This window comes from Solitalea lacus, assembly GCF_022014595.1.
Taxonomy (GTDB): Bacteria; Bacteroidota; Bacteroidia; order Sphingobacteriales; family Sphingobacteriaceae; genus Solitalea; species Solitalea lacus.
This window is the reverse complement of sequence record NZ_CP091740.1, coordinates 2,540,539-2,554,838: the sequence shown is the minus strand read 5'-3', so window position 1 is coordinate 2,554,838 and position 14,300 is coordinate 2,540,539. Positions and strand designations below refer to the sequence as shown.

Below are 14,300 nucleotides of genomic sequence, written 5' to 3'. Positions count from 1 at the left end.
ACATAATTTAATACTAATATTCTTAATTTCAAATAGTTGTTTTTCCGCCTTCATTTCTTTTTAAAATTGGAAAATAAAAAAGCGCTCCGTTGTCAATGGAACGCTCCTACAATCTAAAATTAAACTTTTGCTAATTGAACTTATATTTCAAACCAAACTGAATTCTCCATCTAGAAGCTTCAGAAGTTGATGGTTGGAACGTAGAAGTTAAAGGCGAACCTGATTTTGCATCTAAATAAGGAAATGCAAATGTAGCAGCACCGTTAGTTACTGATTTAACTGTTAAAAAGTTGGCTCTGCTTACAAATTGAGAAACGCCCCATTCAGGATTAATTAAGTTACCTAAATTGAACATATCAAAAGTAAATTGTAAGCTGTTGCGTTTACCCCCAATATTGGCAATTAGGTCTTGAGCAATACGTATATCTAAATAGCTTACTATTGGAGTTATTACTGCATTACGTTTGGCGTACTCTCCCCGGTGATTAACAAGGTACTTATCTTGTTTAATGTAGTTATCTAGTTGTGACCAAATTTGATCAGGTGTACGACTATCACTTGCGTCGTTAGGAGCCAAAATGATATCGTTTTTATCACGTGGAATAAAAATCAAATCATTCGTAGTTAAACCATCGTTGTTTAAATCTCCATTATAAACATACGAAGTGCGATCACCGTCCATTATGCTAAAGAACATTGAAATAGTAGTAGCAAAATGTTTGATGTACTCTTTGCGGTAAACCATCGATGCAATAAACCTGTTTTTAACCATATAGTTAGAATAAGACAACACATCAGCATTAGGATCACCTGAAACCTGACGGTCTCTCCACATAGATTGAGCAATTGAACCTCCATCATTCACAGATCTCGAATCAGAACGAGTATAAGCCATCATTGCAGAGAAGCCATTTGTAAAACTTTTCTGTAATTGACCGGTGATAGTCCAACTAAAACCTTTAGAAGTGTTATCCATTAAGATAGCATCAGAAATGTTAGGATTAGAAGGAGTAGCTCCACCAACACCACCATAAATTCTTGATGAAGTATAACGGATACGCTTATCTCCACCCTCTGGAGCTACCAATGCTGTTCCGTTGGCAGAATTTAAGTTGATATTTTGCATGTAAACAGCAGCAATGTCACTTGCATAAGTACCTTCTAAAGTAGCAATAACTCCATAAGGAAGTTTTTGATCAATAGCAAGGTTACTTCTCCATAATTGTGGGAAACGGAAATTATTTGCCGTTACCGCTAAGTTATAAGCCGAATTATTCGCAGCTGTTTGACTATTTGGGTTGCGATAAGCATTAACATTATCTGTAAACGGACGATTATTAGGATTGTTAGTGCTTTGAGAACCAAACTGGGCCCCATTGTTACTTGCTTGATTTGACAACCACACAATTGGTGGACGACCAGTAAAGATTCCAGTACCGCCACGTACCTGGGTTTCTCCGTTTCCGAAGGCATCCCAGTTAAAACCGAAGCGAGGTGACCATAAAACTCGGGCTTTAGGAAATTGACTTACATCTATTTTTTGTCCATCAGCAAAAGTTAATGAAGTCACATTAGCATTTGATTGCCCATCAACAACATTTATAATTGGAAGATCTGCACGTAAGCCCAATGTTACCTTTAAATTCTCGGTAGCAGAGAATTCATCCTGTGCATACAAACCATACATTTGAGTTTTTAAAACTGCAAACGGGAAAGATCCATTAGGTAAAACAGAGTATTGTATTTGATATTTTGAAGCGTTTGAAACTCCGTTATTAGCACTATTGTAGAAATCGGCCAATGTATTAAACTGGTAGCTACCATAATAGTTTGGAGCAAAACCATTTAAAGTTTTATAAGCTTCAAAGTTAAAGCCGGTAGTAACAACATGTTTACCTAAATACATATTGAAGTTATCCGTAAACTGGAAAATATTAGTATTTAGTTTGTTATAAGCCGTAAATGGCTCATAACCAAATGAAGTAAAGGTTTGACCTGAACCATTACCGATATCTACCAATGGAAATTCTTTATTTCCTAAACTCGTACGGAAATCGCGCATGCGGTTATAACCAACAGTTAATTCGTTCGAATATTTGTTGCTAATTGCAGTACGAACCTCCGCATTGATATTATCCATATTATTATTAATACCATAATACGCTGAACGGAAAGGAAGGCCTTCCACGCTGGCGACACGAGAACCACCAATTGCACCCGAAGGACTAGGGGCAATGTCTTTATATGAACGGAAGTAGAAATACTTTAAACTTACAGTTGTATTACTAGTTGCATTCCAATCGAATTTGAATGAAAGTTTATCACTTTTCTGGTCAAGTGGAAAATTACCATATGCCCCGGCGTCATACCCATATTTAGTTTTTAAGAAACTACTTAAAGCATCTAGATCAGCAGCCTGCGCTTTGGAAACAGAACCGGTAGCACTGGGGCCACCTGCAATCCATATAGTTGAAGGCTCATTTTTGCGTTCTAACTCACCACTTGCAAAGAAAAATAGTTTATTCTTTAGAATAGGGCCTCCTACAGTAAACCCATAACCTTTTAATGAAAAGTCGGAAAGAGGTACATTAAAACCGTTATAAGTTTTATCACCAGTTAATGACTCATTGCGAAAATAAGTATTTAATGAGCCCGAGAATTCATTTGTACCGCTTTTTGTTACAGCATTGATTGCAGCACCTGTAAAACCACTTTGCTTAACATCATAAGGAGCAACACTTACCGTAATTTCTTCAAATGCGTCAAGGTTAATTGGCTGAGAACTAGTTTGGCTACCAATTGTCCCCTGCAAACCGAACGCGTTGTTGAAAATAGCACCATCAACAGTAAAGTTATTGTACAAATTGCTTCTGCCGGCAAAACTGGTACCGCTACCTGCTGAAACCGAAGATCCACCAGCTAAAGGTGAAAGTTTGGTGAAATCACTAAAACTACGGCCTAAGGTAGGCATATTCTGTAACTGGTCTTTCGAAATAGTTTGTTTAGCTCCAGTACGCGACGAATTAATCACCTTGTCTTGTGATCCATTAACAACTACTTCCGCCAATTCAACATTCGATTCAGAAATTTTAAATTCAGCTTTAAAGCTTTGACCTAATGATAAAATGATGTTTTCTTGTTTTTCTTCTTTGTAACCCACCAATATTGTTGTAATTACATACGGACCTCCAACTCGAACGTTAGGTAGATTGTAACGACCATCGCCTCTGGTACTAGTTTGGTACTTTGATCCTGTTGGAGTATGTACCGCTGTTACGGTAACTCCAGACATAGGCCCTGCTTTATCGGTAACAATGCCATTTATTGAAGCAGTAGTAACCTGAGCCGATATGGTTGTTTGAAATGCACTAAGCATTACTAAAACCATAATAAATCCATTGAAAAAGCATGAAATTTTACGTAGACGAGTATTCATAAAGATTAATTAAGTGAGTAACAATTCTTTCTCGATCGCAAAATTATAATGCATGAATAACATCAATTAGGCATATGTGTTAAGTTTCCATTAAGTTAACACCTGTTTCTCTTTGCTGGATGCATTAGGTATCTCTCTGAGGATTATTTAAGTAAAATATTGAATCATTTGTTACATTTGCACAGCTAAAAACTGCTGTAGCTTTACTTTGGTTAATTGTTTACTGTAGCTCCTTCTTCTATTAGTTAAGGATTTAGCTTTTTAAACGACACTTTCATATAATTTTCTGAACGAACTATGAATTACGATGTAATTGTAATCGGTAGCGGACCGGGCGGTTATGTAACTGCTATTAGAGCTTCGCAATTGGGTTTAAAAACAGCTATTGTTGAAGCTGAAAACCTTGGCGGTATTTGTTTGAACTGGGGATGTATTCCTACTAAAGCCTTATTGAAGAGTGCCCAGGTTTTTGAATATATTGAACACGCAGCAGATTATGGTGTTAAAGTTAATGGTCATGAAGCTGACTTTGCTGCAATTATTAAGCGTAGCCGTGGTGTTGCTGATGGTATGAGCAAAGGTATTCAGTTCTTGATGAAAAAGAACAAAATCGATGTTCTTACCGGCTTTGGTAAAATTAAAAAAGGTGGTAAGGTAGAAGTTAAGTCTGCGGATGGAAGGATTGCAGAGTACACTGCAAAACATACCATCTTAGCTACAGGAGCTCGTTCACGCGAATTGCCTAATCTTCCACAGGACGGCAAAAAGATTATCGGTTACCGTCAAGCAATGACGCTTGAAAAACAACCCAAATCATTAGTGGTTGTAGGTTCGGGTGCTATTGGGGTTGAATTTGCATACTTCTATAACTCAATTGGAACAAAGGTTACTATTGTTGAGTTTATGCCAAATATTGTTCCTGTTGAAGATGTAGATATTTCTAAAAACTTAGAAAGAAGCTTTAAAAAGACTGGAATTAACATTATGACTAATGCATCGGTTGAGTCGGTTGATACAAGCGGTGAGTTATGTAAGGTATATATTAAAACAGCTGCAGGCATGCAAACCATTGAAGCCGAAGTTGTACTTTCTGCAGTAGGTATTACTCCTAATATTGAAAACATTGGCTTGGAAGAAGTTGGTGTGAAAACCGATAAAGGCCGTGTTCTTGTGGATGAGTTTTATCGTACTAATGTTCCGGGTGTGTATGCTATAGGTGATATCGTTCCAGGACAAGCCTTAGCTCACGTTGCATCAGCAGAAGGAATCATTTGTGTAGAGAAAATTGCAGGTCATCATCCAGAGTCGTTAAACTACAATAATATTCCTGGCTGTACTTATTGTACACCTGAAATTGCTTCAGTTGGATTAACTGAAAAAGCAGCTAAAGAAGCCGGATATGAAATTAAAGTAGGTAAATTCCCATTCTCAGCTTCAGGTAAAGCTAGCGCTGCAGGAGCTAAAGATGGTTTTGTTAAAGTTATTTTTGATGCTAAATATGGTGAGTTTTTAGGCTGCCATATGATTGGCGCAAACGTAACTGAAATGATTGCTGAAGCAGTTGTTGCACGTAAGTTAGAGACAACAGGCAATGAAATTTTGAAAGCGGTTCACCCTCACCCTACTATGAGCGAAGCAGTAATGGAGGCAACAGCTGATGCTTATGGTGAAGTAATTCACTTATAATCAATTATTTTAACTAATAATTCAATTTTTTTACAAAAGGAGATGGTAATTTGATGAATTATCCATCTCCTTTTTCTATTTTGGCGCAAACTTTTAGATCAAACTCAAATGCAATTAACAACAAAAACCTCCATTGTCTTCGCATTATTTTTTATCTTTTTGTTAGGAAACACTAAGGCAAATTCAAACAGTAGTTCTGCACACAGATTGACAACAATAGCAGTTGGTGTTGAAAATTTTGCAGGAAAATGGACTCTCGAAAAAATTGTTGATAAAGACAAGAAAGTAGTTACTACCTTTCCAATTAATAAATTGGACATTGAGTTTTCCTTAAGTGGAAAATGTAAAATGACTTTTAGCACCGCTCAGGGAAATGGTGATTATGCTGATTTGAATTGGTCTGCAAAAGATGTTTTTGGAGTTCAACATGTTTGGATATCTAAAGATATTTTAGGAGATGCGAAATTAGCAGGTATTACAGTTCCTCATCCTTTTTCTCAATTTACAGGCCCTTTATTTAGCCCTGCTACTTTAAATGGAGCAGTTGTGTATGATCATTTAGAGTGGTTGGTGACATATAACGGTCAGCAATACACAGTTTGTTTAAAAAAAGCAGCTTAAGCGCCCATATTTATCGTATTTGAAAGGAACGCCCAAGTTTGGGCGTTCTTTGTTTTAGTTTTATTGTTATCTATCAAGGATTAGTTATTGTTGTTCGTTTCTTAAATTCGTTGTATGAAATTACATACTATTGATACTGGCTACTTTAAGCTGGATGGTGGCGCCATGTTTGGTGTGGTACCCAAGACTATATGGCAACGCTCTAACCCTGCTGATGAAAATAACCTTTGTACTTGGGCAATGCGTTTGTTGCTTATTGAAGATGGTAATCGATTAATTTTAATAGATACAGGTATTGGTAATAAGCAGGATGATAAGTTTTTTGGACACTATTATTTGCATGGCAATGACTCTTTAGACTCCTCTTTAGGTAAGTTGGGGTTTCATCGCAATGATATAACAGATGTTTTCCTCACTCACCTCCATTTTGACCATTGTGGAGGAGCAATCGTTCGTGAGGAGCAAAAGCTAGTTCCTTCCTTCAAAAATGCCACTTTTTGGAGCAATCAGGAGCACTGGAGTTGGGCTATAGAGCCAAACGACAGAGAAAAAGCTTCGTTTCTAAAAGAAAACATTTTGCCGATTCAGGAAAGCGGTCAATTGAGCTTCGTTGAGCATAAAGAAGGCGTTCAATTTCAAGATAATATAGCTGTTCGTTTCGTGTACGGTCATACCGATGCAATGATGCTGCCTCAGATTAGGTATAAAAACAAAACTATTATCTATTGTGCAGATCTCTTGCCTTCAGTAGGGCACCTACCTGTTCCCTACGTTATGGCTTATGATACCAGACCGCTTGAAACATTAAAGGAGAAAAAAGTGTTTTTACAAGAGGCAGTGGATAACAATTACATCCTTTTCTTTGAGCATGATCCGGTTAATGAGTGCTGTACTTTAACAAGAACTGAAAAAGGTGTAAGAGTTGATGAGGTGTTTCAGTTAAGTGAAATTTAATTAATAAGAATGAAATTAACCCCAGATAATAAATTTAAGAAGCTAATTGTAGTTGGTGACCGGATTTTAATAAAACCAATAAAACCCAGTGACAGGACAGCTAGCGGTTTAGTACTACCTCCTGGTATTCAAGAAAAAGATAAGGTGCAAAGAGGTTACGTAATAAAATCTGGTCCTGGCTTTCCTCTTCCATTACCAAGTGATGAGGAGGATTATTGGAAAAATCCGGAAGAAAAGGTTAAATACATACCATTGCAAGCCAAGGAAGGAGATCTCGCCATTTTTTTGCAAAGCAATTCGATTGAAGTTATCTATGACGATGAGAAATTTTTCATTGTTCCTCAAAGTGCAATTTTAATGTTGGAGCGTGAAGAATCGTTTTAGCTCTTTGTTTATTATATTTTGAAATAATAGTAATTGCCAAGCATAATTTGGTTTTAAGTGACTTTTTCATGAAAAATTTGCTAAAATCAATTAGAATTCAGAAATTGCAGTTAATTGAAAAATCGCTCTCAGACAATATACTCCTTTTTATTTTGCTGTAAATAACTACCGTGTTAACTTTTTTTGATTTTTTTTAAAACATTTTCTGCGATTCATCGTATAAGATGTATACTGTTTATTGCGATTCTACGCCTAAATCAGCTTATTTTTCACTTAAGGACACATAATGAGACAACTAAAGATCACTCAATCTATCACTAATCGTGAAAGTCAATCTTTAGACAAGTATTTACATGAGATCGGGAAAGTTGATCTGATTACCGCTGAAGAAGAGGTAATACTTGCCCAAAAAATTCGCGAAGGCGATCAGGTAGCCTTGGAGAGGCTTACGAAAACTAACTTACGTTTCGTAGTATCTGTTGCCAAGCAGTACCAAAACCAAGGATTAACACTTGGAGATTTGATTAATGAAGGTAACCTTGGCCTTATCAAAGCAGCAAAACGTTTTGATGAAACAAAAGGTTTTAAATTTATTTCTTATGCCGTTTGGTGGATCCGTCAGTCCATTCTGCAGGCTATCGCAGAGCAATCTCGTATTGTCCGTTTGCCATTAAACCAGGTTGGTTCGCTTAGCAAAATCAGCAAAGCATATTCAAAATTGGAACAGGAATACGAACGCGAGCCATCTCCAGAAGAACTTGCTGACATATTAGAGACTACCGTTGATAAAATTTCGGATACACTTAGTAACTCGGGACGTCATGTTTCTATGGATGCACCATTTGTTCAAGGTGAAGAAAATACATTACTTGACGTTTTGGAGAATACTGATACTCCAAATACCGACAGTATGTTAATCAGTGAGTCTCTTTCAGAGGAAATTAAACGTGCTTTATCAACTTTAACAGAACGTGAACGTGAAATTATTGTACTTTTCTTTGGTTTAGGGTCAAATCATCCGCTTTCGTTAGAAGAGATTGGAGAGAAATTTAATTTGACAAGAGAGCGTGTACGCCAAATTAAAGATAAGGCTTTGCAACGTTTACGTCATACCTCTAGAAGTAAGATCCTTAAATCCTATTTAGGATAATATTTTTAAAAGATAATATTGCGAGCCCATGATTTAAATCATGGGCTTTTTTTTATTTTTGCCTCACCAATCAATCAATATTACTGTTCATTATGAAGCATAAGTATGAGTCAGAACTCAATGCCTGGATTCAAAAAGAAAAGAAGGCATTAGAGCTTATTAACACTGTTGGAAAATTATGGTACGATAAGTCCATCGAATTAGTGATTTTCCGAAAACCTATTATTGACATAGGATCAAGTGAAATTTTAAAGAATCATCTTTACGCACAAGAAATCACTAATAAGCCTATTACAATTGAGGACACATTGGGCTTAGCCAAGGAAATTGAAAAACTTGAGTTGGCTCCATCACGTATTGATTTAGGCCGCCTTGCCGAAGAGTGGTTAGAAGAAAAACAATGGTTTGATACCATAGGTGGTTTTGTAAAAGCTAAACTGGCTGCCCATATCGGTAAAAACAGGATCGAATTAAAACCGAAGGATGTGGTGCTATATGGTTTTGGTCGTATTGGTCGTATTGCTGCCCGTGAGTTAATTGTTCAGGCAGGTAAAGGTGAACAATTACGTTTAAGAGCCATTGTAACCCGCAGCAATAGTGATGAGGATATCATCAAACGTGCAGAATTGTTACGTACTGATTCTGTTCACGGACCGTTTTCCGGAACTATAGTTGAAGACTTGACTAACAAAGCTTTAATTATTAACGGACAAACCGTAAATATGATTGCAGCTAAGGATCCTTCTGAGATTGATTATACTCAGTATGATATTCATGATGCACTGATTATCGATAATACTGGTATTTCACGTGATCGTGATGGATTAGCTAAGCATTTAAAAGCCAAAGGAGTTGAAAAAGTATTATTAACAGCTCCTGGTAAAGGTGATTTACCTAATATTGTTTTCGGTGTAAATCAAAATGAGTTTAATGGTCAAGAAACCATTTTCTCTGCTGCTTCATGTACAACTAATGCCATTGTACCGGTGTTAAAAATCGTTAGTGAAAAGTTTGGTATTGAAAAAGGCCATATTGAAACTGTTCACTCATATACAAACGACCAGAATTTGTTGGATAACTATCACAAAAAATCTCGTCGTGGCCGCTCAGCTGCATTGAACCTGGTAATTACTGAAACAGGAGCTGATAAAGCTGTTGCCAAAGTATTACCTCATCTTGCTGGTAAATTAACCGGTAATGCTGTGCGTGTACCTACTCCTAACGTTTCTTTGGCAATTTTAAATCTGACTTTGGATAAAGCTGTTACCAAAGATTCAATTAACGATGTTTTAAAACATGAATCGTTTCATGGGGAATTGATTGAGCAAGTTGAATTCTCAATTTCCAATGAATCAGTTTCAAGCGATATGATTGGAAACTCACACGCTTCAATCGTAGATGGACCTGCTACTATTGTTTCTAAAGACGGCAAGTCAGTAGTTCTGTATGTTTGGTACGATAATGAATACGGTTATACCCGTCAGGTTATTCGTTTGGCAAAGCATATTTCAGGAGTAATCCGATTGAGATATTATTAAGAAAAGTAGATTTATTTCTCAGAAAGCCTTTCGTTAATTTGGAAGGCTTTTTTTATTTTAGTTGAATGACATTTACCAATCGAATTAAACTGATTCTTATCTTTTATAAAAGCATTGCAGTTTGGAACCTGGCAATTACAGTTTTTATAATATTTGGAGCCAAAAGTAGTCTTATTGAAGCAAGTTTCAGTACGGCTCTTATAGCCACAATTTGGTCAAAGCTTATTATATCGTTTGTTACATATGGTTTGTTGACCTTGACAAGAGATAACCTGTTTTACTTCTATTTCAATTTAGGAATCAGCAAAATTCAGTTATTTTCATTTTCATTTATTCTTGATTTGGCAATCTCCACCCTACTCATTAAGCTCTTTATTTAATGAATACATTACACATTGATAGTTTAACAATTCAGTTCGGGGATCGTAAGATTCTAAGTGGGGCTTATCTAAAATGCCAAACAGGCAGTATAACCGGATTATTAGGTCATAATGGTAGTGGTAAATCAAGTTTATTGAAGGTAATATTCGGGACATTATTGCCTGATTTTGTGTATATGAGCATAAATGGAAAACCGCAAAAGCAACTTTATAAACAGCCAAGTTTAATAAGTTACTTACCCCAATTCGATTTTTTACCATCAGATATGTCTGTTAGTCGAATCGTAAAATGGTTTAATTGTGAAGATAGAATATTTACGGTTGATGAAATGCAAAGAATACGCGATCGTAAAATTTATGAGTTATCGGGAGGGCAACGGCGTTTGGTTCAAACTTACGCTGTATTATTTTCTAATTCGAAATTTGCATTATTAGATGAGCCATTCACCCATATTTCTCCTGTGCAGGTAGAAGAATTATCCACGCAAATTAAAAAAATAAAAAATGAAAAGGGCATTATTATCACCGATCATTTATATGAACACGTAATTAATCTGAGTGATTCATTAATGATAATTCAGCATGAAAGAACATTTCCTATAAATTGTAAAGAAGATTTAATTGATAGAGGATATCTTAGATAATCGGTCTGATTAATTTTTACTGTTGACCAATCTCAAATGTAAATCCTTCTTTGGCTAAATGGCTGTTTGCAAAGTGAGCTTTGCTTTCTTCCAAGTGAGGTTGCAGATCACGATAACGTGCAGAAAAATGACCGATAATCAGCTTTTTAACCTGGGCCATGGTTGCAATTTCACCTGCTTGGCGTGCTGTAGTGTGATGAGTGTCGGTTGCCCGTTGAAGTAAGTCATGCAAAAACGTAGCCTCATGATACAATAAATCAACCCCCTTGATTTGTTCAAGAATAGAGATTGTCATTATTGTGTCGGAACAATAAGCATATGAGCGTGGTTTAGGAGGCTCAACAGTTAGTACTGCATTTGGTAAAACTTCTCCATCCGGCAAGATAAAATCGGCTCCTTCTTTTATGTGAGGTATAAGATCAGGTGGAATATTAAACTGCTTGACATATTCTTTAATAATCTTTCTTCCTCGCGGTAATTCTTTAAATAAGTAACCGGTGCATGGAATTCTATGATCAAGAATAATGGTTTCTACTTCAATTTCAGAATTTCTATAAATTACCTCTGGTCGTTCTGTTTGGGTAGGAATAAATTTTAATGGATAGCGTAAAACTGTTTGTGAGTATTTAAGCTGTATATCAATAATCTCCAGTAGCTCTGGTGGACCGGCAATGGTTAGTTCCGTTGCCCGCCCGTTTAAATGCATACTGGAGATTAATCCTACTAGACCAAGGTAATGGTCTCCATGAAGATGACTAATGAAAATGTGATCAATTTTATTGTAACCAAATCCATACCTCCCAAGTTGAAATTGAGCACCTTCGCCGCAATCAACCATAAAGTATTTTTGGTTATAATTTACGATTTGAGCAGTTGGAAAGCGGTGATGAGCCGGAGTAGCAGAGCTGCTGCCTAAAATTGTTACTTCAAACTTCGTCACACGCTACAAATTATTATTCTTCTTCCTCACCTTTTAAATCGCGCTCAATTTCCTCCATGAAAATGTAGTCAATGGCTTCGTCAATGGTTGGAATCACATTTAGCACATTCTCTAATTGGGAAATTTTGATTAGTTTTTCTACCGATGGACTAATTCCAGTCAAAACAAAGGTTCCTTGCTGTTCTGGACCTTTGCATAAGCGATGCCCCAATAAGATGGCGCTTAAGCCTGAAGAATCAGAATATTTAACTTCAGAAAGATCAAGTATGATGTTTCTAATGCCTTCTGCATTTAATAAAATCAATTCCGATTTAAGCATCGGTGTAATAATAGAATTAAGCTTGTCGTCGTTAAGCTTAAAAACTACATATTTTTCGTGTTTATCAACCGAAAATTTCATAGTGCGTAAGTTTGTAAAATTTAATTTGGTTCAATTGTGCTGACCAAATTAAACTTTATTTCTAAAATTAAGGCGAACTTATACGTTTTTTTGGATGAAATTGTTAACGTTTGTTTCCACCCTTGTTAAAATATCACTCGAATTATCCTTTATAAACTTCTCTCCTGTAATATTTTCATATAGCTCAATATACCTTTCTGAAATTGAATTAACAATTGAATCTGTCATTTCTGGAACTTGTTGTCCATCTTTTCCTTGAAACCCGTTTTCAATTAGCCATTGACGTACAAACTCTTTTGATAATTGGCGTTGAGGCTCATTTTTCGCCTGCAACTCCTCATAAGTATCTTTATAAAAATAACGTGAAGAGTCTGGAGTGTGAATTTCGTCAATTAAATAAATCTGCCCGTCTATCTTCCCAAATTCATACTTTGTATCAACTAAAATTAACCCTCTTTCAGCAGCTATCTCAGTTCCTCGTTTATACAATGCCAAGGTGTATTGCTCCAATTGTGAGTATTCATTTTCAGAAACAATTCCTTGGGCTATAATTTCCTCGCGTGAAATATCCATATCATGCCCTTCTTTCGCTTTTGTTGTTGGGGTGATAATGGGTTGTGGTAATTTGTCGTTTTCTTTTAATCCTTCAGGCAAGGTAACTCCACATAATATACGTTTGCCTGCTTTGTACTCACGCGCAGCATGACCAGCTAAATAACCTCTAACAACCATTTCTACAGGGTATGTTTCGCATACTAACCCAACGGTAACATTAGGGTCAGGTACAGAAACCACCCAATTAGGAACAATATCTTTTGTTGCATTTAAGAATTTAGCAGCTATTTGATTTAATACCTGACCTTTAAAAGGGATGGCTCGTGGCAATACCACATCAAATGCCGAAATTCTATCGGAAACTACCATAGCAAGGTACTTTCCATCGATATTATAAACATCGCGAACTTTACCGCGATAAAAAGATTGTTGTTTTGGAAAATTAAAATTGGTGTTATTAATTACGTTTGTCATCACTTTAGCTGTTGGTACAAGTTGAAAGATTCAGCCTCAACCTTACCCTGATTTTTAATCTGTTTACTTTAATTTAAAAAATGGAAGCTTATATATCACCGTAAGCTTCTAAAATTCGACGAACCAATTTATGTCGAACAACATCTGATCCATTCAGGTAAATCAAGTCTATTCCTTCAATTCCCTTTAAAACCTCAAGTGCCTTAAACAAACCCGATTGTTGTTTTTTCGGTAAGTCAATCTGGGTTATATCTCCTGTTACAATAAATTTTGCAGAGGGTCCCATACGAGTTAAAAACATTTTTAACTGCATATCACTTGCATTCTGTGCCTCGTCCAAAATTACAAAAGCATTGTCGAGCGTACGTCCACGCATAAACGCTAATGGCGCTATTTCAATTGTACGATTCTCTAAATATGTTTTTAGCTTTTCAGCCGGAATCATATCGTCCAGCGCATCGTAAAGTGGACGTAAATACGGATCGATTTTTTCTTTTAAGTCTCCAGGTAAAAAGCCAAGGTTCTCCCCTGCTTCTACCGCAGGACGTGTTAATATGATACGCTTAACTTCTTTGTTTTTTAATGCTCGTACCGCCAATGCAACAGCAGTGTAGGTTTTACCTGTTCCCGCCGGGCCAATAGCAAAAATGATATCATTTTTTTGCGCGCTGTCAACCATTTTACGTTGGTTTTCACTACGCGCACGCACCATAATACCGTTTGTACCAAATACAATAACCTCTTTGTTTCCAACTCCTTCGCCATTTATATGAACTTGCTGGTTAATATTAATGGTTGAGGTTGGTTGAATTCCTAAGATCACTTCAACATCTCGAGATGACAGTTGATTATATCTCTCAAGGTGATCAGTCAGATTATTAAATTTTTCGGTAAAATTCCCTAATTCCTTTTCATCACCTAAAGCCTTTACTACAGTTCCCCTGGCAACGATTTTAAGTTTTGGAAAATTCCGTTTTAAAATCTCAAAGTTTTCATTAGACGCTCCCCAGAAAACTACTGGGTCTACATGTTCAAGTTTTAAAATAGCTTCACTCAAAGTCGTACTTATTTTATGAAAGTAAATATCTTAATATAATAACAGCTATCCTCATCGCATTGTTGCATAAACATTAATGGT

The 14,300-nt window shown here is 36.3% G+C and carries 12 protein-coding genes; 7 read left to right on the top strand and 5 right to left on the bottom strand.

Annotation, left to right across the window (positions count from 1 at the left end; all coding sequences use genetic code 11):
- Positions 1 to 130: 130 nt before the first annotated feature.
- Positions 131 to 3,436, bottom strand: coding sequence for a TonB-dependent receptor (locus tag L2B55_RS10825; RefSeq protein WP_237845453.1), 3,306 nt, complete (start codon positions 3,434 to 3,436; stop codon positions 131 to 133).
- A 297-nt stretch (positions 3,437 to 3,733) separates the two neighbouring features.
- Between L2B55_RS10825 and lpdA the strand changes: the two genes are divergently transcribed.
- From lpdA to L2B55_RS10790, 7 genes are all read left to right on the top strand, one after another.
- Entirely contained in the window at positions 3,734 to 5,122 is a 1,389-nt protein-coding gene (lpdA, locus tag L2B55_RS10820) for a dihydrolipoyl dehydrogenase (RefSeq protein WP_237845452.1), read from the top strand.
- A gap of 108 nt (positions 5,123 to 5,230) precedes the next feature.
- Positions 5,231 to 5,743, top strand: a complete 513-nt coding sequence (locus L2B55_RS10815; RefSeq protein ID WP_237845451.1) for a hypothetical protein — start codon at positions 5,231 to 5,233, stop codon at positions 5,741 to 5,743.
- A 114-nt stretch (positions 5,744 to 5,857) separates the two neighbouring features.
- Positions 5,858 to 6,697 carry an MBL fold metallo-hydrolase gene (locus tag L2B55_RS10810; protein ID WP_237845450.1) on the top strand — a complete coding sequence of 280 codons (840 nt, stop codon included), beginning with the start codon at positions 5,858 to 5,860 and terminating at the stop codon, positions 6,695 to 6,697.
- Positions 6,698 to 6,706: 9 nt separating this feature from the next.
- On the top strand, positions 6,707 to 7,081 hold the full coding sequence (locus L2B55_RS10805) for a co-chaperone GroES (protein ID WP_237845448.1): 375 nt from the start codon (positions 6,707 to 6,709) through the stop codon (positions 7,079 to 7,081).
- Between the two features lie 286 nt (positions 7,082 to 7,367).
- Positions 7,368 to 8,231 (top strand): sigma-70 family RNA polymerase sigma factor, encoded by an 864-nt coding sequence (locus L2B55_RS10800; protein ID WP_237845445.1) that lies wholly within the window; start codon positions 7,368 to 7,370, stop codon positions 8,229 to 8,231.
- 92 nt (positions 8,232 to 8,323) lie between these two features.
- Complete coding sequence (locus tag L2B55_RS10795; protein ID WP_237845443.1) at positions 8,324 to 9,769, top strand: glyceraldehyde-3-phosphate dehydrogenase; 1,446 nt, start codon at positions 8,324 to 8,326, stop codon at positions 9,767 to 9,769.
- 379 nt (positions 9,770 to 10,148) lie between these two features.
- Positions 10,149 to 10,793, top strand: a complete 645-nt coding sequence (locus L2B55_RS10790; RefSeq protein WP_237845442.1) for an ATP-binding cassette domain-containing protein — start codon at positions 10,149 to 10,151, stop codon at positions 10,791 to 10,793.
- A 16-nt stretch (positions 10,794 to 10,809) separates the two neighbouring features.
- Here the strand turns inward: L2B55_RS10790 and L2B55_RS10785 are convergent, their stop codons facing one another.
- The 4 genes from L2B55_RS10785 to L2B55_RS10770 form a co-directional block, all read right to left on the bottom strand.
- Positions 10,810 to 11,733: a ribonuclease Z gene (locus L2B55_RS10785; RefSeq protein WP_237845441.1), complete on the bottom strand. Its 924-nt coding sequence runs from the start codon at positions 11,731 to 11,733 to the stop codon at positions 10,810 to 10,812.
- A 13-nt stretch (positions 11,734 to 11,746) separates the two neighbouring features.
- Positions 11,747 to 12,133, bottom strand: coding sequence for an STAS domain-containing protein (locus tag L2B55_RS10780; protein ID WP_237845440.1), 387 nt, complete (start codon positions 12,131 to 12,133; stop codon positions 11,747 to 11,749).
- Positions 12,134 to 12,211: 78 nt separating this feature from the next.
- Positions 12,212 to 13,162: a phosphoribosylaminoimidazolesuccinocarboxamide synthase gene (locus L2B55_RS10775; protein WP_237845437.1), complete on the bottom strand. Its 951-nt coding sequence runs from the start codon at positions 13,160 to 13,162 to the stop codon at positions 12,212 to 12,214.
- Positions 13,163 to 13,250: 88 nt separating this feature from the next.
- Positions 13,251 to 14,219: a PhoH family protein gene (locus tag L2B55_RS10770; protein WP_237845436.1), complete on the bottom strand. Its 969-nt coding sequence runs from the start codon at positions 14,217 to 14,219 to the stop codon at positions 13,251 to 13,253.
- Positions 14,220 to 14,300: the final 81 nt, after the last annotated feature.

Bases quoted from the DNA above. Each gene is read 5' to 3' on its own strand.
- L2B55_RS10825 (WP_237845453.1), bottom strand. From the start codon at position 3,436: ATGAATACTCGTCTACGTAAAATTTCATGCTTTTTCAATGGATTTATT.
- lpdA (WP_237845452.1), top strand. From the start codon at position 3,734: ATGAATTACGATGTAATTGTAATCGGTAGCGGACCGGGCGGTTATGTA.
- L2B55_RS10815 (WP_237845451.1), top strand. From the start codon at position 5,231: ATGCAATTAACAACAAAAACCTCCATTGTCTTCGCATTATTTTTTATC.
- L2B55_RS10810 (WP_237845450.1), top strand. From the start codon at position 5,858: ATGAAATTACATACTATTGATACTGGCTACTTTAAGCTGGATGGTGGC.
- L2B55_RS10805 (WP_237845448.1), top strand. From the start codon at position 6,707: ATGAAATTAACCCCAGATAATAAATTTAAGAAGCTAATTGTAGTTGGT.
- L2B55_RS10800 (WP_237845445.1), top strand. From the start codon at position 7,368: ATGAGACAACTAAAGATCACTCAATCTATCACTAATCGTGAAAGTCAA.
- L2B55_RS10795 (WP_237845443.1), top strand. From the start codon at position 8,324: ATGAAGCATAAGTATGAGTCAGAACTCAATGCCTGGATTCAAAAAGAA.
- L2B55_RS10790 (WP_237845442.1), top strand. From the start codon at position 10,149: ATGAATACATTACACATTGATAGTTTAACAATTCAGTTCGGGGATCGT.
- L2B55_RS10780 (WP_237845440.1), bottom strand. From the start codon at position 12,133: ATGAAATTTTCGGTTGATAAACACGAAAAATATGTAGTTTTTAAGCTT.
- L2B55_RS10775 (WP_237845437.1), bottom strand. From the start codon at position 13,162: ATGACAAACGTAATTAATAACACCAATTTTAATTTTCCAAAACAACAA.